The 20,444-nt window shown below is 69.9% G+C and carries 11 protein-coding genes; 3 read left to right on the top strand and 8 right to left on the bottom strand.

Annotation, left to right across the window (positions count from 1 at the left end; genetic code table 11):
• Positions 1–56: 56 nt before the first annotated feature.
• From EBN03_RS05320 to EBN03_RS05310, 3 genes are all read right to left on the bottom strand, one after another.
• Positions 57–1,592, bottom strand: a complete 1,536-nt coding sequence (locus tag EBN03_RS05320) for a cobyric acid synthase (protein WP_122186624.1) — start codon at positions 1,590–1,592, stop codon at positions 57–59.
• Positions 1,593–1,920: 328 nt separating this feature from the next.
• A complete protein-coding gene (gene map / locus EBN03_RS05315) occupies positions 1,921–2,784 on the bottom strand; it encodes a type I methionyl aminopeptidase (RefSeq protein ID WP_122186623.1) in 864 nt (287 codons plus the stop codon).
• 125 nt (positions 2,785–2,909) lie between these two features.
• Positions 2,910–3,332, bottom strand: coding sequence for a DUF4254 domain-containing protein (locus EBN03_RS05310; protein WP_233608136.1), 423 nt, complete (start codon positions 3,330–3,332; stop codon positions 2,910–2,912).
• 481 nt (positions 3,333–3,813) lie between these two features.
• On the opposite strand from EBN03_RS05310, the gene EBN03_RS05305 reads away from it, so the two are divergent.
• Both EBN03_RS05305 and EBN03_RS05300 read left to right on the top strand, forming a co-directional pair.
• Positions 3,814–4,695 (top strand): helix-turn-helix domain-containing protein, encoded by an 882-nt coding sequence (locus EBN03_RS05305; protein ID WP_122186622.1) that lies wholly within the window; start codon positions 3,814–3,816, stop codon positions 4,693–4,695.
• A gap of 5 nt (positions 4,696–4,700) precedes the next feature.
• Positions 4,701–5,198, top strand: coding sequence for a peroxynitrite isomerase (locus EBN03_RS05300; protein ID WP_122186621.1), 498 nt, complete (start codon positions 4,701–4,703; stop codon positions 5,196–5,198).
• Position 5,199: 1 nt separating this feature from the next.
• Here the strand turns inward: EBN03_RS05300 and EBN03_RS05295 are convergent, their stop codons facing one another.
• The 3 genes from EBN03_RS05295 to EBN03_RS05285 form a co-directional block, all read right to left on the bottom strand.
• On the bottom strand, positions 5,200–7,005 hold the full coding sequence (locus EBN03_RS05295) for a penicillin-binding transpeptidase domain-containing protein (RefSeq protein WP_122186620.1): 1,806 nt from the start codon (positions 7,003–7,005) through the stop codon (positions 5,200–5,202).
• A gap of 170 nt (positions 7,006–7,175) precedes the next feature.
• Positions 7,176–7,550, bottom strand: a complete 375-nt coding sequence (locus EBN03_RS05290) for a response regulator transcription factor (RefSeq protein ID WP_158675541.1) — start codon at positions 7,548–7,550, stop codon at positions 7,176–7,178.
• A 254-nt stretch (positions 7,551–7,804) separates the two neighbouring features.
• The gene (locus EBN03_RS05285) at positions 7,805–9,289 is read right to left on the bottom strand and encodes an MFS transporter (protein ID WP_122186618.1); all 1,485 of its coding nucleotides are present in this window, start codon (positions 9,287–9,289) and stop codon (positions 7,805–7,807) included.
• Positions 9,290–9,416: 127 nt separating this feature from the next.
• Between EBN03_RS05285 and EBN03_RS05280 the strand changes: the two genes are divergently transcribed.
• Positions 9,417–10,019, top strand: coding sequence for a TetR/AcrR family transcriptional regulator (locus tag EBN03_RS05280; protein ID WP_122186617.1), 603 nt, complete (start codon positions 9,417–9,419; stop codon positions 10,017–10,019).
• Here EBN03_RS05280 and EBN03_RS05275 read toward each other — a convergent pair.
• Together EBN03_RS05275 and EBN03_RS05270 are read right to left on the bottom strand one after the other, a co-directional pair.
• Positions 10,011–12,473, bottom strand: a complete 2,463-nt coding sequence (locus tag EBN03_RS05275; protein WP_158675540.1) for an FAD-dependent monooxygenase — start codon at positions 12,471–12,473, stop codon at positions 10,011–10,013. The two genes, EBN03_RS05280 and EBN03_RS05275, sit on opposite strands and share 9 nt — an antisense overlap.
• Before the next feature lie 35 nt (positions 12,474–12,508).
• On the bottom strand, positions 12,509–19,954 hold the full coding sequence (locus tag EBN03_RS05270) for an amino acid adenylation domain-containing protein (protein ID WP_122186616.1): 7,446 nt from the start codon (positions 19,952–19,954) through the stop codon (positions 12,509–12,511).
• Positions 19,955–20,444 lie beyond the last annotated feature (490 nt).

The following is a 20,444-nucleotide window of genomic DNA, read 5'->3' as shown; positions in this document are numbered from 1 at the left end:
TTCCGGGCCGGCGATTGTTCGCGGCCGCGGCCGCGAAACGGCTGCCGACCGGGGTGTCAGTGGCTGGTGGAGAGGGTCGGCAGGCCGGTGGTGGCGCCGTGGTCGATCAGTCGTTCCAGGGCCGGGAGGTCGAGGTGTTCCTCGATCAGGTCGGCCAGCAGGTCCAGTTGGGCGGTGCGCACGGCACCGACCCGCACGTCGGGAGCGACCACGAATCCGGTGCGGCCGGCGCGGGCCGCCACCTCGGTGAGCCAGGCACGCCGGAATTCGTCGGATTCCATCAGGCCGTGCAGGTGGGTCCCCCAGATCGCTTCGCGCACACTGCCTTCCGGCCGCCCGTCGGCCAGGGTCAGCCAGGCGGCGTCCACCGTTTCCGCCACTCGGCCGTGGTGGATTTCGTAGCCGCCCACCGCAAGCGGCGTTCCGGCCCGGCCCGCCGACCCGAAACCCGTACTCCGGCACAGGATCTTGGGGTCGGCGAACTCGATCGCCAGGTCGAGCAGGCCGAGGCCCGCGACCGCGCCGGCGCCGGATTCCACCTCGTCGTGGATCGTGCGGGCCAGCATCTGGTAGCCGCCGCAGACCGCCAGGATCGGGCGGCCCGCCGCCGCGCGCGCGGTCAGCGCGTCGGCAATTCCGCTGCGCCGCAACCAGTTCAGATCGTCGACCGTCGACTTGCTGCCGGGCAGCACCACCAGGTCGGCGTCCGCCAGCCGGGACGGCTCGCTCACCCACCGCACCGCGACCCCGGGCTCACACGCGAGTGCCTCCACATCGGTGGAGTTGGAGATCCGGGGCAGCCGGACGGCGGCCACGGTCAGCCAGTCGCTGCCGCGCGGCGGGCGAGGCCGGCCGACCGGCGCGTCGGCGACCGTGCCGAGCGAGTCCTCGGCGTCGAGCCACAGGTCCGCCGCGAACGGCAGCACCCCGAGGGTTGGGCGCCCGGTGAGCTCCTCGAGCCGAATCAGGCCGGGGCGCAACAGTTCTACGTCACCCCGGAACTTGTTGACCACGAACCCGGAGATCAGCCGCTGGTCCTCGGGTTCGAGGATCGCGACCGTGCCGAACAGGTGGGCCAGCACCCCGCCCCGGTCGATATCGCCGACCAGGATCACCGGCAGCTCCGCGGCTCGGGCCAAGCCCAGATTGGCCAGGTCCGTGGCCCGCAGATTGATCTCCGCCGGCGAGCCCGCGCCCTCACAGATCACCACGTCGAATTCCGTACGCAGCGCGGCCAACTCGTCCGCGACGACGGTGCGCAGTTCCGTCCGGTGCCGGAAGTAGTCGGCCGCGCCGACGGTGTCGACGGCCCGCCCGCGCACCACCAGCTGGGACCGCCGGTCGCTCCCGGGCTTCAGCAGGATCGGGTTGAACCGCACGCTCGGCTCCAGCCCGCACGCCTGCGCCTGCAGCGCCTGCGCGCGCCCGATCTCCCCGCCGTCGAGGGTGACCACGGAGTTGTTCGACATGTTCTGCGCCTTGAACGGCGCCACCCGCACGCCGCGGCGCGCGAGCAACCGGCAGATCCCGGCCACCACGACACTCTTCCCGGCATCGGACGTGGTGCCCGCGACGAGCAGGGCGCCCTTCACGACGACGTGAGCCTCGAGCTGCGCCGTCCACCCGGACCCGACAGCCGCCTCACGGCAGTGTCAGGATTTCCGCGCCGGTCTCCGTCACGACCCGACGACGTGAGCCTCGAACTGCGCCGTCCACTCCGACGCGACAGCCCGCTCACGGCAGCGTCAGGATTTCCGCGCCGGTCTCCGTCACGACCCGACGACGTGAGCCTCGAACTGCGCCGTCCACTCCGACGCGACAGCCCGCTCACGGCAGCGTCAGGATTTCCGCGCCGGTCTCCGTCACGACCCGACGACGTGAGCCTCGAACTGCGCCGTCCACTCCGACGCGACAGCCCGCTCACGGCAGCGTCAGGATTTCCGCGCCGGTCTCCGTCACGACGAGTGTGTGCTCGAACTGCGCCGTCCACTTGCGGTCTTTGGTGACCACCGTCCAGCCGTCGTCCCAGATGTCGTAGTCGATGCCGCCGAGGTTGATCATGGGCTCGATGGTGAAGGTCATGCCCGGTTCGATCATCGACTCCACGGCGGGCTGGTCGTAGTGCAGGATCACCAGGCCGGAGTGGAAGGTGGGGCCGACGCCGTGGCCGGTGAAGTCGCGGACCACGCCGTAGCCGAAGCGGTTGGCGTAGGACTCGATGACCCGGCCGATGACATTGAGCGCCCGGCCGGGCCGCACGGCCTTGATGGCCCGCAGCGTGGCCTCCTCGGTGCGCTCGACCAGCAGCCGCACCTCCTCGTCCACGTCGCCCGCGAGGTAGGTCTTGTTGGTGTCGCCGTGCACGCCGTCGATGTAGGCGGTGACGTCGATATTGACGATGTCGCCGTCCTCGATCACGGTCGAGTCGGGGATGCCGTGGCAGATGACCTCGTTCAGCGAGGTGCAGCAGGACTTGGGAAATCCCTTGTAGCCCAACGTGGACGGGTAGGCGCCGTGGTCGCAGAGGTATTCGTGCACGATGGCGTCGAGCTCGTCGGTGGTGACGCCGGGAGCGACGGCGGCGCCGGCCGCTTCCAGCGCTTGTGCGGCGATCCGGCCCGCGACCCGCATCTTCTCGATGGTCTCGGGTGTCTGCACCCAGGGCTCGCGGCCCTCGTTGACGGTGCTCTTCCACGCGTACTCCGGGCGCTCGATCGACGCGGGGACCGCGCGGGTCGGCGACAGCGTGCCGGGGGCGAGGGGTTTACGGGTACGGACGGCCATGGATCCAGACTATCGGTCGGCGCGCCGGTGGGAACACGCGCGGCGCTGCGCCGGGACTCAGCGAGCGTGCCGCGCCAGTCGACAACGCGGCACGCCGGGCGGGAAGCGACGCTGCATCCGGCCGTTCAGGAGCGACGGCGACCGTCGGCCACTGCGCTGACGAGATCAGTGTATCCGTCGACCAGCTCGGCCAGGTGATACCAGTGTTTATGGGTATTGTCGCTGCGCGCGCCCTCACGGTCGATCGCCAGATTGGCTTGAACCCAGGCGCGGGCCATGCGGTCGACCACGACCCCGATGCTGTCGGCGCCGATGGCGGCCGCGGGCAGTTCCCGCTCGACCCATTCGTCGATGTCGTCGATCAATTCGCTACGGCGCCGGTCGATCTCGGCGACGAACAGCGGGTCGCGGGACGTCGAGCGGCGGTCGTGCAACTCGGCCAGCGCGTGCGCCGACCGCAGCAGCACCAGATCTCGGAAACGCCGTCCTTGGAATGCGCACAACAATTGTGGCGCGGCCGGCAATACTCCAGCGATCGACATTGTCATGATCGAGCCTCGGGCAATCGCGAACAGGCGACGACACACTGCGGCATCATTTTGTTCTCCGGATTCAGCAGGACCGGTTGGGGATCGGTGCTCGCCAACAAGGCTAACTCCCGAACCGCGACCGTAAGGGCGAGAACGCAATACTGCATTCCCAGTGCTGCATCGGCCGTGGTCAGACGTTCAGCTACCTTTACGGCCGCCCGCCGGCCAACCGGACGAACCGCACCGAAACCGCTGGTCCGCAGTCCCGACCGCGACCGCGGAGCCCACTGATCGAGCACCGAGCAACGCTGCGGCACAACGGAATCGGACTTCCCGGCAACCCCTGGCCGTCCCGCGCGCAAAATGAATCGGCAGAACGGGTTTCGCGGTCACAGGTATTCCACTCGTTCGGCCCGGCCGGATCGGCGCCGCCGGTACGCTCGGTCGGACGAACCCGATCATGGGTTCCCCACCTCGTGACGGGAGGCGACGAGCCGCGATGGCAGGCAAACGCACAGTCTTGACGGTCCAGCTGCGGCGGCTCGCCGCACTGCTCAGCGAGATGCGGGAACGCGCCGGCATCAGCAAAGAGGTGGTCAGCGAGCGGACCGGGATCAACGTGACGACCCTGTACCGCATCGAATCCGCCCAGGCCCGGCCCCAGCGCCGCACCCTGATGGCGATGCTCGACCTGTACGGCGTCGACGACGCCGGCCGGTCCGACGTGATCCAACTGCTGCAGGAAGCGCAGAAACCCGGCATGTCCCGGCCGTTCGAGGCGGCCGTCTCGGACGTGTACGCCGCCTACATCAACTTCGAGAGCGACGCCCGCTCCGAGCGGATGTACGAACTGTCCTGCATCCCGGGCCTGCTGCAGACCGAGCGCTACGCGTGGGCGGTCCTCGACACGACCATGCCGAAGGTCGACGCCGGCGTCGTCGAGCAGCGCCTGCGCGCCCGGGTGGAACGGGCGAAAGTGCTGAACCGAGAAGGCAATCCGCTCGAACTGTGGGTCGTCCTGGACGAGGCCGCGATCCGCCGTGTTGTCGGCGGCGCCGAGGTCATGCGGGAACAGCTCCTGCGCCTGGCCGAGGAGTCGGAGAAACGCAACGTGATCCTGCAGGTGCTGCCCTTCGACGCCGGCGCGCACCCCGCCATGGTGGGCTCGTTCGTGCTGCTCGACTTCTTTCCCGAACACGGCGACCCCGAACTGGTGTACGTCGAGGGCATCGCGGGCGACAACATCGTCGAGGGCGAGACCGAGATCCGCCGCTTCGGGGTCATGTTCGACCAGCTGCGCGCCATGGCCTTGAGTCCGCGTGACTCGATAGCCCTGATCCACGAGGTGGCCGACTCCCTGGCGGACAGCGGGCTAAGCTGACCGCCGTGGTCGAACCCCAGCCTCCCGTCGCCCCGCACCCGGACATCGCCCTGCTGGCCCCGCTGCTCGGGGTGTGGCGCGGCCACGGTCACGGTGAGTACCCGACGATCTCCCCGTTCGACTACTCCGAGGAGGTCGAGTTCGGGCACGTCGGACGGCCCTTCCTCACCTATCGGCAGCGCACCCGGCACGCCGAGGACGGTCGCGGCCTGCACGCCGAGACGGGCTATCTGCGCTGCCCGGCCCCGGGCCGAGTGGAGTGGATCCTGGCGCATCCCACCGGGATCACCGAGATCGGTGAGGGCACCGCGACGATCGAGGACGGGGTACTGACCCTGAACTTCGACTCGACCCACATCGGCTGCAGCGGCACCGCGAAACCGGTGACCGCCGTGGGACGTTCGCTGACGATCGTCGGCGACACCCTGGAGTACGGCGTGCGCATGGCCGCGGTCGGCGAGCCGCTCACCCATCATCTGTCGGCGGTGCTGAAGCGCGCATGACTCAGGGCGCGGGCGGCAGCGCCGCCAGCATGTCCCGGGTGACGGCGACGGCATTGTCGGAACTGCCACCGCGCACCACCAGGGTCGCCCAGGCCAGGTCGCCGCGGTAGCCGATGAACCAGGCGTGCGAGCCGCCGTCGACCTCGGCCTCTCCGGTCTTGCCGTGCACATCGCCCTGGTCGGCGATCCGTTCCGCGGTACCGCTGGTCACCACCTGCCGCATCATCGACCGCAGACCGTCCACGGTCGCCGCGTCGGGCCCGTTCGGCGCCTTGCCGGTGACGGCGGTGTCGCGCCCGGTCACCAGGTACGGCAGCGGCACCGATCCCCGCGCGACCGTGGCCGCCACCAGCGCCATGCCGAACGGGCTGACCACCACTTTGCCCTGGCCGATGCCGTCCTCGGTGCGCAGCGTCAGGTCGCCCGCCGGCGGTACCGAGCCGGACACCGTCTGCATGCCCGCCAGCGTGTAGTCGGGTCCGACCCCGAACTGCGCGGCCGCGCGGGTGAGGGCGTCGCTCTTCAGCCCGCCGGCCACCTGCGCGAACGAGGTGTTGCAGGACCGCGCGTAGGCCGTGGCCATCGGCACGTCGCCGAGCGCGAAGTTGTCGTAGTTGGGAATCGTGCGCTCCCCCACCACGATCGAGCCCGGGCACGGCAGCACGGTGTCGGGGGTGTCGAGGCCCGCCTCCATGGCGGCGGCCGCGGTGACCGTCTTGAACGTGGAACCGGGTGGGTAGAGCCCAGTGGTGGCGACCGGGCCGTCGGCGTCGGCGGCCTTGTTCTGCGCGACCGCGAGCAGCGCGCCGGTCGAGGGCTGGATGACCACCATCATGGCCTGTTCGGTGCGGCCGTCGACCGCCTTCTGCGCCGCGTCCTGCACGGTGCGGTCGATACTGAGCCCGAACGACGGGGCCGGCTGCGGCGGAACCTCCTGCAGGATATCGGTATCCACGCCGTCGGCATTGACGGTGACCACGTTCCAGCCGGCCTTCCCGTCGACGTCGTCGATCACGGTCTTGCGCACCTGGTTCAGCAGGTCGGTCGCGAAGCCGCGCACGGTCGGCACCAGGTCCCAGTCGGAGGTGACGGTGACTCCCGGCAATCCCACCAAAGCCCCACCGCTGTCGTCGAATTCGCTGTCCGAGAGCCCGGCGACGTCGAACCGGCCGCTGCGCGCGGCGGTGAGCACGCTGTCGGCAGTGATGGTGTCGTCGTACCGGTTCAGCGCGCCGGCGAGCGCCCGGGACACGTAGCCGGGATCGGGCACGGTGGCCGGGTCGAACGAAATATGGTGCACCACACCGGGAACCAGTACATCGGTGCCCTCGTGCTCGTGCACCCGGGCGCGCGGGGCGGGCTCGGTGCGCAGTTCCATGGTCTGGGTGTCACCGAGTTTGGGGTGGATGTCGACATTGCTCCAGCGAACCTGCCAGCGGCCACCGGTCCGCATCAGCGGCAGCTGTCCCGAATAGGACCACACCCGATCCTTCGGCAGCCGCCATTCGTACGAATAGTCGACGGTCGCAGTGTCACCCGAGACCCGGGCATCGCCGATCCGCGCGGTCAGCCCGGTGGCGTGCAGGTTGTCCCAGGCGGCGCCCAGGCCGGTCGCCGCCCGCTCGGGATAGGAGGTGAAGTCGGCGGCCGCGCGCACGTCGTGGCGGGCGAAGGCGCCGGCGAAGGCGGCAGCCACTGCGGCGGGACTCTGTGGGCCCCGGGCGCAACCGGCGGCGGCGAGGACGGCGGCGACGGAGAACACGGCGGCCGCGCCACGCCGGACGGACGTTCTCGGCGGTGTCGACATCGCCGCAATGGTAGCCAGCAGTTCACCGGCGACCCGTCCGACACTCGGGTCGCGACGAAACCCGCGCCGGCCGGTTCCCGGTGTCGGATCGACCGCACCGGAAACGCGTAGATTCCGCTACCCGAGCGACATTTCGGTTTCCGATGTCCAGCCGGGTTACGTGGCGGATCTCACGCGGATTTCGGATGAATCAGTGGGCCCGGGTCACTTCGGCGGACTGTCGCGTCGGGTGTCAGCTGAAATGCATACGAGACCAGTCCGGCTTGAAGTCGCGATTCCACATCGAGTTTCGACAGAATCTGAGTGACATGCGCCTTGACGGTCCGCTCGGCAATGTCGAGCTGTTTCGCCATGGCGCGGTTGGACTTTCCCGCACCCAGCATGATGAAGACGTCGAGCTCCCGCTCCGACAGGTCTTTGACCCGGTTGATCTGGTCTTTCCAGTACTCGGACACCCCCGGGGCCCGATGCTCGACCGCGCGCGCCGCAGACCGCCGCCCGGCGCCGCGTACCACAGCGGCCGGACTCGATGAAACGTCACTCATTATCGATATCCCCCACGCTCGAACGCTTCGCGGATGCCATTCGACAAAGCGCGCCGGTCGCGGGCACCTCATGTCGACAATCCAAAACTACCACGCCCCAGGATAATCGGCCGTACCGTCTTCCCGAGGATGGCGAGTTGTCGACGATCGATTTGTGGTATTAGTGGCGCCGATCCGCCGGATTCATCTCCTGACATCGTCGCGCGGGACGGAATTGGGACCGCGGGCGCGAAACCCGCGGTCCCGCACCGAGATCAGTGTTGGTCCGCCAGATCGGCCCGAGGCTGCTCGTCCACCACCGGTGCCGGTGCCGGTGCCGGCGCGGCGGCGGCCGGCGCGGGCAAGGTGAAGAAGATCGCGGTGACCACACAGACCACCAGCAGGATCACGGTCAGGTAGAGCGAGTCGGTGAGTGCCGACGCGTAGGGCGCCTTCACGGCGTCGGCGAGGCGACCCGTCTCACCGACGGAGGCGGGCAGGCCGTGCGCCGAGATCCGGGCGGTGAGCAGCGCACCGATACCGGCGCTACCCAGCACCGATCCGACCTGACGGGTGGTGTTGTAGATACCCGAGGCCGCGCCCATCTGCGCCAGCGGCAGACTGCGCAACGCGGTGGCGGGCAACGGCGCCCAGATGCACGAGCTGCCGATGCCGCAGACCACCGACATGACGAGCATGAGCGGGATCGAACCGTCCGGGGTGGCCAGGAATACGAACCACAGCACGGCCAGGGTGAACACGCCGAAGCCGAAGGTGAGCAGATACCGCGGCGCCACCTTGTCCGAAAGTTTGCCGACGACCGGCGAGAGGATCGCGGAGACGACCGCCATGGGCGCGAACACCAGCGCCGCGCGCGTCGGGGACAGGTCGCGCACCGCCTGCAGATAGAAGTACGACGGCACCATCTGCGCGGTCATGGCCGCACCCAGCGCACCGGTGGCCACATTGCCGAGCGAGAAGTTGCGGTTGCGGAACAGGCCCAGCGGCACCAGCGGCTCGGCGTGGTTGCGCTGGTAGGCCAGGTACAGCCCGAGTACGACCAGACCGCCGATGATGAGCGCCCACACCCAGGCCGCCCAGTGATAGACGTTGCCCTCCTGGATACCGAATACCAAGGCGGACATACCGATCGCGACCACGATCACGCCGGGGACGTCGAACCGGTGCTCATTGGTGGGCAGCAGCGGAACCAGCCACGCGCCGAGCGCCAGCGCGATCAACCCGATCGGCACGTTGACGTAGAAGATCCACTGCCAGCCGCCGTTGTCGATGAGCGCACCACCGAAGATCGGGCCGATCAGGGTCGCGATCCCGGCGATGCCACCCCACACGCCCATGGCCGCACCACGCTTGTCCCACGGGAAGATCCGGCCGATCACGGCCATGGTCTGCGGTGCCATCAGCGCCGCGCCGAGGCCCTGGACCGCGCGGGCGGCGATCAGCGTACCGATGTCACCGGCGAGGCCGCACCACAGCGAGGCCAGCGTGAAGACCGCGAGTCCACCCAGGTACAGGTACTTCTGGCCGAAGCGGTCACCGAGGCGGCCGGTGATGAGCAGCGGTACCGCGAAGGTGAGCAGGTAGGCGCTGGTCACCCAGATGACCTTGGACATGTCGGTGTGCAGGCCGGTCATGATGGCCGGGTTGGCCACGGCGACGATGGTCATGTCCAGCAGGATCATGAAGTAGCCCACACAGAGTGCACCCAGCGCCCACCAGGGGTTGCGTTCGGTTGTCATGTCCCCGTCCCTTGATTTTTATGTTGATCGACACAAAAATAGGTAGCACCGGCGCGGAACCCGCGTCAAGGATATCTTTGATGATCGACACAGAATTCATCTCGGGCCGGTGGAAGGCAGGTGCACGATGAGGGAACGAGGTCGCCCCCGCGGCTTCGACCGGGACACGGTGCTGCGGCAGGCGATGGTCGCGTTCTGGAGCAAGGGCTACGAGGGCACGTCGATGACCGACCTGACAGCCGCGATGGGCATCGCCTCCCCCAGCATCTACGCCTGCTTCGGCTCCAAGGAACAGCTGTTCCGCGAGGCGATCGAGCTGTACGACTCGATCGCGGGCAACCCGGCCCGCCTCGCGCTCGCCGACGCGCCCGCCGCCCGCGACGCGGTGTACGGAATGCTCGCCACCAGCGCCGACTTCTACGCCGACCCGGCCACTCCCCCCGGGTGCATGGTCGTCATGGCCGCGCGGACCGGCGTGGGCGCCGACGTCCAGCAGTACCTGGCAGGCATCCGCCGCGGCATGCAGACCGCGATCGCGGACCGGCTGCGCCGCGCGATCATCGAGGGCGATCTCCCCGAGACGGCCACCGTCGACGCGATGGCCGCCTTCTACACCACGGTCCAGCAGGGCATGTCGATCCAGGCCCGCGACGGCGCCACCCGCGCGGACCTGGAGGCGGTGGTCACCGCCGCCATGTCCGCGTGGGAACCGTTGGCGGGCTTACACTGACGCGTCCACCCGCAGCGCGGACACGAGGGCTCCGACCAGCGCGTCCGCCCGCTCGGCGGACAGCAGGCCCGCGACGTACCCGAGGTTCAGCGATAACTCGTCGGCGCCGATACCCACGGTCAGCATCAGCAGGCCGCTGATCGACATACCCGAGACGAACTCGGCACCCTCGATATCCCACTGTCCGATGCGGGACGGGAAGTCTCGCGTGTCCAGCACCGTCATGCACAGGTTGCCGGGGCCGCGGGCGTCCAGCTGAGCGACCGCCGCGTCCGCCTGCGCGGGCGTCTCCGGCAGCAGATACTCGATCCCGAGCAGGCCGGCCAGATGACGGCGCTGTGCCACGCGCGCACCGTATTCGGCCTCGAAGCCCGCGGCGACCTCCCACAGCGGCGGGCCGGCCGGGGTGGGCACGGCGATCATCGCCTGGTAGGCGCCGGTGTGCCGGTCGTCCAGCGGGCGGGCCAGGTGCTCGCGGAACAGCACCGAGACACCGACCGGGTAATGCGCCTGCGGCACACCGGTATCCGCGGCGGCGGCCTGCGCCAGGGCGGCGGCCACGACGCTCTGCGGCAGCACCCCGTGCTCGCGGCAAGCCGACAGCAACGCCTGGTACTCGGGTCCGCCGAGCACCCGCCGGGTCGCCCGGGACAACCGGTCGCCGGGCGCCACCTCGGCGTCGGCGGCCAGCCGGACCGGCTCCAGCTCCTGGTCGGCCTCGGCCGCGGCCATGAGCCCGGCGAGCGCGGCGCGCTTGCCCTCCGGATCCTGGAACTCGGTGGGCAGCAACGCCTCCGGGCCCGGGAGGGCCGGCACCTCGGGCACCCAGCCGACCGCGCCGTCAGCGGCGAACTCCAGCACCTGCCGGGCGAACGACAGTATCGTCACCGCGTCGGCGATCGTGTACACCGAGGTCAGGATCAGGTCGTGCACGCCGGGCGCGGCCGTGACCAGGGTGGCGCGCAACAGCGGCGCGCCGGGCGCGAAGCGGTCCCGCAGTTCAGTGTCGAGTTCGGCGGTCCATGCACCGGATGTGACCTCGCGCAACGGAATCGGCTGCACGGCGACCGGGACGAACTGCGGGTCCCGGCCGTCGTCGCTGCGCACCAGCACGTGCAGCATCGGGTGCCGACGGACCAGACCGGCCAGACCGGTGCGCACCGCGTCGGCGGTCAGGTCGCCGGTCACCCGCACCCGGGACAGGATGTGCAGCGGCGCAACCTGATCCGCGGTCCAGTGCCAGCGCTCCAGCGGCGACAGCGGCCGCGGCAGGGCGCCGGGCGTCTCCGGGTCGCCGAAACCCGGCCAGGTCATCGGCTCGAGACTGCGGGTGTGGCCCGCTTCGCTGGACATGTAGGCGTCGCGGGCCGCGACACGCTCCGGATCGGTGGTCTGCTCCAGTTCGCCGAGCCGGCGCGATCCCTCGACGAACATGACGGACCGCGGAATCCGGCGCTGCTCGTACCCGCGCAGCGCGGTCTCGGCGTCCGGTTCGGTGGCCAGCGCGTGCGCCAGGACGACGGCGTCCTCGATGGCGGCGTTCGCGCCCTGCCCGAAGCTGGGCAGCATCGGGTGGGCGGCGTCACCGAGCAGGGTCACCCGGCCGCGACCCCACTCCGTGGCGGCCGGCCGGTCCTGTGCGGGCAGCGCCAGAATGTCGGATTCCGGTGTGCCCGAGATGATCTCGGCGATCCCCGGCGCCCAGCCGGCGAAGCGCGCCAGCAGGTCGTCCTTGCCGTGCGGCCAGTCCGCGGCCAGCTCCGCGGTGGTGGTCTGGGTGCCCCACCAGTAGATCCGGCCGGCACCGAGGTCGCTGATGCCGAATCGCTGTCCGGTGCCCCAGTATTGGACCGATTCGCCCTCCTCGACGAACCGGCGATCGAACTGTGCGAGCGCGAGCCAGCACACGAACTCGCCGGAACGGATCGGTTCGCTGCCGTGCAGTTGCTTGCGGATCGCGGAGTTGATGCCGTCCGCGCCGATCAGCACGTCGGCGCTCAGGGCGCGGCCGTCGGCCAGTTCCACGGTGACCGCGTCGGCGGTTTCGGTGAAGCCGACGACCTCGGCGCCCAACTCGACCCGCAGGTCGTCACCGCAGGCGTTCAACAGGACCTCGTGCAGATCCGGCCGCGCCAATACCACTGCCGGGGCGCCGAGCAGGGCCTCGGTGGGCGCTACGTCGACCCGCCGCATGACCGTGCCGTCCGGCCTGCGGTAGGTGGCCGACAGCGCCCGGCCGCCCACCCGCAGCAGTTCGTCCTCGATGCCGAGGCCGAGGGTGCGCAGCGCGTTCATGGCGTTCGACTGCAGCGACAGGCCGAAGCCGGCGGCCCGCAACCGCGGACCGCGCTCGCACAGCACCACATCGATGCCGGCCCGGCCGAGGGCGGCCGCGGCGGTGAGACCGCCGATGCCGGCGCCGACGACGATGGCCGATTTCACTGGAGAGTTCACGATAATTCCTTGCTGGATAACGGGATTCGGACGGTTCAGCCGACGTTCGCCGGGGCGGGGGCGAGCAATCGCGCGAGCTGGGCGGCGACCTCGGCGACCTGCGGGGGCTGGACCAGGGTGAGATGGTCGCCCGGCACCTCGATCACCTCGAACCGCCCGGCGGCGTAGGCGTCCCAGCCGTTGGTGGGGTCGTGGTGCAGGGTGCCGACCCGGTCGTGCCTCAGGCGGAGCATGGCGGGCAGTGGTTCCGCGGCCCGCAGCAACGTCATGGCGCCGGCGTACGGCCGCGGGCGATAGGCGACGAAGGCCCGCCAATTCGCCACGAACACATCGAACAATCTCCGTACCAGTTCACGGGAACCGGTGGCGGGCAGCACGCCCGCCTCGACGGCGGTGGCGAGCATGAAGTCGAAGACGTCGCCGTCGGTGTGGATCTCGTACGGGATCTCCACCGCCTCGGCCTCGGCGCCCCGGGCGAGCAGCAGCAGCTCCCAGAGGAAGAACTCCTGCAACCGGCGCTCGGACACCGGGATCGGGTCACCGTTGCGCACCGTCATGGCGTCGATCATGACCAGGGCGCCCACCTCCTGCCCGGCCGCGGTGAGCTGCTGCGCCATCTCGAACGCCATCATGCCGCCCAGCGACCAGCCGCCCAGGTGATACGGCCCCTCCGGCTGCACCCGGCGGATCGCCGTCACATAGTCCCGCGCGATCTCGGTCATCGACGACGAGGCGACGCTGCCCGGCTGCAGACCGGCGGCCTGGAGCCCGTAGAGCGGACGGCCCGCGGGCAGGTGCTTGCCCAATTCGACGTAGCACAGCACATTTCCGCCGATCGGCGGCGCCAGGAACAGCGGTGCGCCCTCCCCGTCGCGCAACAGCACCAGCGGGTCGAAGCCGGTGCTCGCGCCGTCACGCACCCGATCGGCGAGCGCGGCCACGGTGGGCCCGGTGGCCAGTGCGGACACCGGCAGCGACACCGCGAACCGCTGCTCCAGCGACACGATCAGCCGCATGGCGGTCAGCGAGTTCCCGCCCAGGGCGAAGAAATCGTCGAACACCCCGATCTCGGTGCGCCCCAAGGTTTCCGCCATGAGCGCGGCCACCGTCTCCTCGACGGGCGTGCGCGGCGCGACTCGGTCGGCGGCCAGGTCGACCGCGGGCAGTGCCATGGTCCGCAGCACCGCGTCGGCCCGCTTGCCGCTGGGCGTCAGCGGCAGCGCGTCCAGCCAGACCACGCGGGTGGGAATCATGTACTCGGGCAGCCATTCCCGCAGCGCCGCCACGACCGTCTGCTCCTCGACCCCGGTGCGGGAGCCGACCAGGAACGCCACCAGCTGCACGTGGGCACTCGAACCGCCCACGCTGTCGTGGGCCACGACGGCCACCTCGCTGACGCCGTCCAGCGCGGCCGTGACACGCTGCAGCGCCAGTTCCACCTCCATGGGCTCCACCCGATGCCCCCGGATCTTGACCTGGCCACCGCGGCGGCCGTCGCTGACGACGGCGCCGCCGGGCAGGCGACGGCCGATGTCGCCGGTGCGGTACAGGCGCGCGTTCGGCCGGAACGGATGCGGCCGGAACACCGCGTCCGTGAGGTCGGGCCGGCCCAGGTAGCCATCGGCGAGCGCGGCGCCGCCGAGGTGGATCTCGCCGGGCACGCCGTCGGGAACCGGCCGCAGCTGCTCGTCCAGGACGAGGATCTCGACATTGGCGATCGCCGTGCCGATCGGAGGCAACACCGGGAACGCCGCCGGGTCACCGGTCATGGAATACCTTGTGGCGACGTGTGTTTCGGTGGGACCGTACTGGTTCTCCAGGATCACGTCCGTTCCCGCGGCACACAGGGCCCGGATCTCGTCGGTGACCCGCAGCTGCTCACCGGAGGAGACGATCACCCGCAGGGCTGCCGGCGCGGTGCCGAGCCGGACCGCCGCCTCCGCCAGCTGCTGCAGTGCGACATAGGGCAGGAAGATCCGCTCGGCGCCGGTCGAGGTCAGCACCCCGGCCAGGGCGGGCAGGTCACGGCGCTGTTCCTCGGTGAGCAGGATCAGCCGGCCGCCACCGCAGAGCGTCGAATAGATCTCCTGGAACGACACATCGAACGACAGCGGCGCGAATTGGGTTGTGGCCGGGGCACGTCCGGCGTCGGCGAGCCAGCCGCCGGGTTCCGACAGCTGCCAGGTGATCAGGTTGGCCAGCGCCCGGTGCGGCATGGCCACACCCTTCGGGGTGCCGGTCGAGCCGGAGGTGAACAGCACGTACGCGACCGCGGCCGGATCCACCGGCGGCAGCTCCACCCGGTCGGTGCAGGTCAGCAGCTCGTCCAGCGAGAGCCGCGAATAGTGCTGCGGCACCGAGATGTCGGCGGCGGCTCGGGTGATCACGGCGAACGGCTCGGCCTGGTCCAGCATCGCCTGCAGCCGCGACTTCGGATAGCTGAGGTCCAGCGGAACACACGCGGCACCCGCCATGGCGATACCCAGCACGGCCGCGACCAGTTCGGGTGAGCGATCGACCGCGAGCGCGACCCGGTCACCCGGGCGGGCACCACCCGCAACCAGGGCCGCGGCGATCCGCCCGGACATGTTCGCGAGGTCGGCGTAACTCACTGTGCGGGAACCGAATTCGAGGGCGATCGCACCGGGGACGCTGCGTACGCGACCTTCGAACAACTCGATCACGGTGCTCGCCGGGCCGTCGATCGAGACCGGGTCGAGTGCAGCCGCGCCGGGCACGCCCGAGCCGGGCACATCTGTACCACGCACAGCCGGAGCGAGCGCATCCGTACCACGCACGGCCGAAGCGAGCGCATTCGTACCAGGCCCGGCCGGAGCGAGCACATCCCGGCCGGGCACGGCCGGGCCGAGCGCGGCCGCCGCTGTGTTGAGGCCGGGCGCGGCCGGGGCCGACACGACTCCGGCGACGTCGGCGAAATCGATTGGTGCAGTCGAGTTGTCGGTGAGCAGCCGCAGCACCCCCAGGTAGGTCGAGCCGATGAGGGACAGCTGGTCGGGGGTGTACAGGGCCGGGTCACCGTCGATGCGCAGTGAGAGGCTGCCGTCGGAGGGGCTGCGGATCGCGTTGACCAGCAACGCGAAATTGGTGTCCTCGCGAATGTCGACGCCGAGCAACTCCACGTCGAGTGCCCGCAGGGTCGCGCCGAAGGCGTGGAAATGGATGTAGTTGAAGGCCGTGTCCAGGGTGACACCGAGGTCGCGCTGGATCTCGGGGAGCGGGAACCGGCGGTGCGGCGCGCTGTCGCGCTCCTGATCGAACAGCGCGGCCAGTACCTCCCGGCCGCTGCGGCCGGTGTCGAGGTCGAGGCGGAACGGCATGTTGTTGAGGAACAGTCCGATCATGCGCTCGGCGTCGAGCAGGTCGGGGCGGCCGTGCGTGACGACGCCGGTGGTGACATCGGTCCGTCCCGAGAGCAGGCCGACCGTGCACAGGTGCGCCGCCAGCATGACCGTCTTCAACGGCAGGTGGGCGGCCGCGGCCATCGCTTCGACGCGGTCGCGCAGCTCGGCGGGAATCGGTATCGACCGGGACATGCGGGCACCGGCGGGGGCACCGGCCGGCTCCCGCTCGACGGGAACGTGCGGGCGCATCCCGGGGATCGGCGTGGTTTCCGCGCCGGCCAGGAGTTCGGCCCAGTACTGCCGGTCCGCCGGATCGGTGATTGACTGCTGTTCCACGCGAACGTATTCGGCGAATACCGGCAGGTCCGGTGCGGCGGCCGGGCCGGAACCGGTGGCCAGCGCTCGGTAGTCGGCGAGCAGCTCCGAGAGCAGGGTCGACACACTCCACCCGTCGAGGATGGCGTGGTGGAACGACAACACCAGCTCGATCCGGTCGGCGCCCAGCCGGAAGATCCCGATGTGGAACAGACCGGGCTGTTCGAAACGGTATGCGCCCCAGCGTCGTTGCGCTACATGGTCGGCCACGACCGCATCCGTCACATCGGTCTGGATGGACCGCAGATCGACCACCGTCAGCGGCGGCTCCAGGTCCGGATGGACCAGCTGCAACGGCTCCGAATACGAGGCCAGGTCGAAGGAGGTCCGCAGGACCGGGTGCCGGGCGATCGTGCGGGCCAGTGCGTCGCGCAGCGCCGGTTCGTTCCACTCCATCCGCAGCGAATACCGGAAAACATCGTGGTAGAGCGGTGATTCGGCCCGCTCTCGGCTGTGGAACAGCATGCCCAGCTGTAGCCGGGTCAGCGGGTAGGCGTCCACGACGTGGCCCAGCCGGGCCCGGTCGATGACCGCCACCAGTTCGAACGGCCGCACCGGTGCCACCGTGGTCACGTCGAGGCGCACCCGGGCCGCCAGTTCGGCGATGGTGGGCGATTCGGTGAGATCACGTGCGGTGAAGGACAATCCGCGCGCCTCGGCGCGAGCGCGGACCCGCAGCAACAGGATCGAGTCACCGCCCAGGTCGTAGAAGTTGTCGGTCACCGACACCGACTCCCGGTCGAACACCTCGCACCACACGGCCGCGAGCTGTTCCTCGACCCGGGTGCGCGGCGCCCGGTGCGCGGCCGGTTCGCCGCTGGGCCGGATCGCGGCCAGCGCGGCACGGTCGGCCTTGCCGCTGGGAGTCAGCGGAATCACCGGGACGCGCACGAACTCGGCGGGAATCATGAACTCCGGCAACGTCTTCGCCAAGCCGGACCGCAACGCCGCGGTCTCCAGGCCGGTCTCGGACACGCAGTAGGCGGCGAGATAGGTGCCCCGGGCCGGAGAATGCAGGTCGACGACCGCCGCGGCTCCGATGCCCGGTAGCGCCGCCAGGGCGTTCTCCACCTCCCCCAGCTCCACCCGGTTGCCGCGGACTTTCACCTGCCGGTCGATCCGGCCCAGGTACTCCAGCTGCCCGTCCGCCAGCCGGCGCGCCAGGTCGCCGGTGCGGTACATGCGCTCGCCCGGATGGAACGGGTCGGCCACGAACTTCTCCGCGTCCAGCTCCGGCCGGTTCCGGTAGCCGCGCGCCAGACCCACCCCGGCGATGCACAATTCACCCGGCACGCCGACCGGCTGCGGCCGGTCACCGGCACCGAGGACGTACAGGCGGGTGTTGTCGATCGGGCGGCCCAGCGGCACCCGTGTCACCGGCACCTCCGGGTCGACCGGGCAGTCGTAGTAGGACACGTCGACGGTCGCCTCGGTCGGCCCGTACAGGTTGACCAGGCGCGGAGCGGCCGTGCCCAGCCCCGCGAACGCCCGGTTCCACCGCGTGACCTGGTGCGGCAGTAGCGCTTCACCGCTGCAGAACACGGTCCGCAGGGTCGCCGCCCGGGAGACCGCCGCCGGGTCGGCTTCCAGTAGATCCAGGAACGGCGTCAGCATCGACGGCACGAAGTGCAGCACGGTTACACCGAAATCGGCGATGGCGGTGAGGATCTCGCGCGGGTCCTTCTCGCCGCCGGGCCGCAGCAGCGCGACCCGGGCACCGGCGAGACCCCACCAGAACAGCTCCCACACCGAGACGTCGAACGACGAGGGCGTCTTGTGCAGGATCACGTCCGCCGGGCCCAGCGGGTAGCGGCGCTGCATCCAGGACAGCCGGTTGATCACCGAGTGATGCTCGACCGCAACACCTTTCGGCCGCCCGGTGGAGCCGGAGGTGTAGATCACGTAGGCCAGATCGGAACCACCGGGCACGGGCCGCGGCCGCGCGCCGGTGATTGCCGCGCCCCAGCGGTCCGTGGTCAGGACCGTGGCCCCGGCGGATCCGGCCGTCGCCGCCCGGGCGGTGTCGGTCAGCACCACGACAGCGGAGCTGTCGGCGAGCAGGTACTCGATCCGCTCGGCCGGATAGCCCGGGTCGACCGGCACGTAAGCGGCACCGGCGTGCATGGCGGCCAGGATGCCGATCACCAGCTCCGGCCCGCGCTCGAGCATGACCGCGACCAGGTCGCCCACCCCGACCCCGTTGTCCCGCAACACCATCGACAGCGCGGCCACCCGGTCCGCGAGCTGCCGGTAGCCGAGCCGGGAACCGTCGGCCGCGCACAATGCGACCGCGTCCGGCGTGCGCTCGGCCTGCGCCAGGATCGCGCCCACCACGCTGGTGCGGGTGTCGTAGGGCCGGTCGGTCACCCGTCGGCGGTCGACCAGCAGCTCGGCGGCGGCCGCCGGCACCACCGACAGGGTGGCGGGATCGGCGTCCGGCGTGGCGATCCCGGCTTCGAGCAGTTCGACGAGCCCCGCGACGACGGATTCGATGGGGAAGTCGGCGTCGAAGACGTCCGCGGCATGGTCCAGCCGGATCTGCAGCGGGCTATCCTCGTCGACCTCGATGATGGTCCACGCCATGGTGTTCGGGCTGTAGCCCTGCCAGCTCGACGACGCCGACCCGGTGAACGTGGTCGACACCGCCTGCTGCCCGGTGGGTTCCAGTTCCGGGATCCGGCCGAGGTTCGCGGGCAGCCGCAGATAGGAGACGGTCACGTCGAAGAGCTGGCGGGCGGGATCGCCGGCTCGGCGCAGCTCCGCCACCAGGTCACCGAGCGGGTACCGCTGGTGCTGCTTCATTCCGCGCACATCGGTTTTGACCGCGGCGACCAGCTCGGCCACGGTGGGGTGCGCGGCGGTCCGGATCGGCAGCGGCAACGTGTTCGCGAAGTTGCCGACCGCGGCTAGTTCGGCGGGATTGTTCCGGTTCAGGAACGGGACCCCGAGGATGATCTCGTCGGTACGCAGCACGCGGGACAGATAGACGCCGAGCATGGCGCACAGGTAGGGGTACAGCGAAACACCGGCTGTGCGAATGCGGTTCACCAGGTCGCGGTCGAGTTCGAAACCGCGGGTGACGATCGGGGACAGTTCGTCGGTCCCGTGCCGGCGGTCGAACAGCGCGGGCGCGACCCCCCGCAGTCGCGGTACCAGGGCGTCGCGGTCGATCCGGTACTGCTCGCTCGCCCGGTACTCGCGCTCGTAGTCCAGGCAGGCGACGAAGGAGGATCCGGGCAGCTCCGGCGGTGTCCCGGTCCGCACGGTCGTGGCGTAGTCGGTGAGCAGGTCGGCCCGCAGGTTGCGCAGGCCGGTCGCGTCGACCGTCAGGTGGTGCGCAGTGGCGACGATGTAGCAGGAGTCCGCGGCGGTGCGGACGACGGTGAGCCGGAACGGTTCCGGGCCGGTGACGTCGATGCTCGACCGGGTCAGGTCGTGAATGTGCCGCTGCGCCTGGGCTTCCGGGTCGTCGTCGGCGGTCAGATCGAGCAGCACCACCGGCGGTACCCGGTCGGGCGCGAACTCTTGGTACGGCACGCCGTCCAGGACGCCGTACCGCAATCGCAGTCCGTCGTGTCGCGCGACGGTGCGCCGCGCGGCGGCCAGCAGCTCGGGCACGTCGACCGGGACGGCGAGGTGCCATACCGCGCAGCAGAGATAGGTGGGCAGTCCGGGATGCAATTCGGCGATCGACCAGATGTCGCGCTGATATGTGGTGAACGACAAACGCACGGGAACAGACATGAATAACCCCAATGTAAACAGTTGAACCGCTGAACGAAATCCGATCTCGTGAATACGCGGAGATCCGGATGCCCGAACAAGATGCGCTCGGCCGAGCCTTTCTTGCTGCCTCGATGCAACAACCAAGCGCTCGCTTGATATTCGACTTTCAACGTAGCCGCTCCCCAATGGGCCGTCAACGTCGTCGCACCCTGACCGCTTGCCGCACATGCGATTTCACAGACAGCGCAGCACCAGTAGTGAGAACATCTGCTATGGCGGACGCAGCCGTTCCAACAGGAGGTTTGCCGTCGGCCCCGATGGTCTACTCCCGCAACAGAACCGGCGCTTCGGCGTGATTCGGCCGCCGAAACAGCCTCTTGTTGCCTGAAAGTGCGATGCCCGAAGGTGCAATGCACCAAAGTGCCATGCACTTTGGTGCATTGCCCGAAAGTGTTACATACAGCGGATCGACACAGGTTCTAATTTTGTCTGGCACGCGACAATTCGG

The organism is Nocardia stercoris, assembly GCF_003696265.1.
Lineage (GTDB): Bacteria > Actinomycetota > Actinomycetes > Mycobacteriales > Mycobacteriaceae > Nocardia > Nocardia stercoris.
The sequence above is the reverse complement of the archived record's forward strand: the minus strand, read 5'-3'. Positions and strand labels throughout refer to the sequence as shown.

What these genes read in the sequence shown, in the direction of transcription:
- EBN03_RS05290 (WP_158675541.1), bottom strand. Translation starts at nt 7,550, where the DNA reads ATGAGTGACGTTTCATCGAGTCCGGCCGCTGTGGTACGCGGCGCCGGG.
- EBN03_RS05280 (WP_122186617.1), top strand. Translation starts at nt 9,417, where the DNA reads ATGAGGGAACGAGGTCGCCCCCGCGGCTTCGACCGGGACACGGTGCTG.
- EBN03_RS05285 (WP_122186618.1), bottom strand. Translation starts at nt 9,289, where the DNA reads ATGACAACCGAACGCAACCCCTGGTGGGCGCTGGGTGCACTCTGTGTG.
- EBN03_RS05305 (WP_122186622.1), top strand. Translation starts at nt 3,814, where the DNA reads ATGGCAGGCAAACGCACAGTCTTGACGGTCCAGCTGCGGCGGCTCGCC.
- map (WP_122186623.1), bottom strand. Translation starts at nt 2,784, where the DNA reads ATGGCCGTCCGTACCCGTAAACCCCTCGCCCCCGGCACGCTGTCGCCG.
- EBN03_RS05310 (WP_233608136.1), bottom strand. Translation starts at nt 3,332, where the DNA reads ATGACAATGTCGATCGCTGGAGTATTGCCGGCCGCGCCACAATTGTTG.
- EBN03_RS05270 (WP_122186616.1), bottom strand. Translation starts at nt 19,954, where the DNA reads ATGTCTGTTCCCGTGCGTTTGTCGTTCACCACATATCAGCGCGACATC.
- EBN03_RS05295 (WP_122186620.1), bottom strand. Translation starts at nt 7,005, where the DNA reads ATGTCGACACCGCCGAGAACGTCCGTCCGGCGTGGCGCGGCCGCCGTG.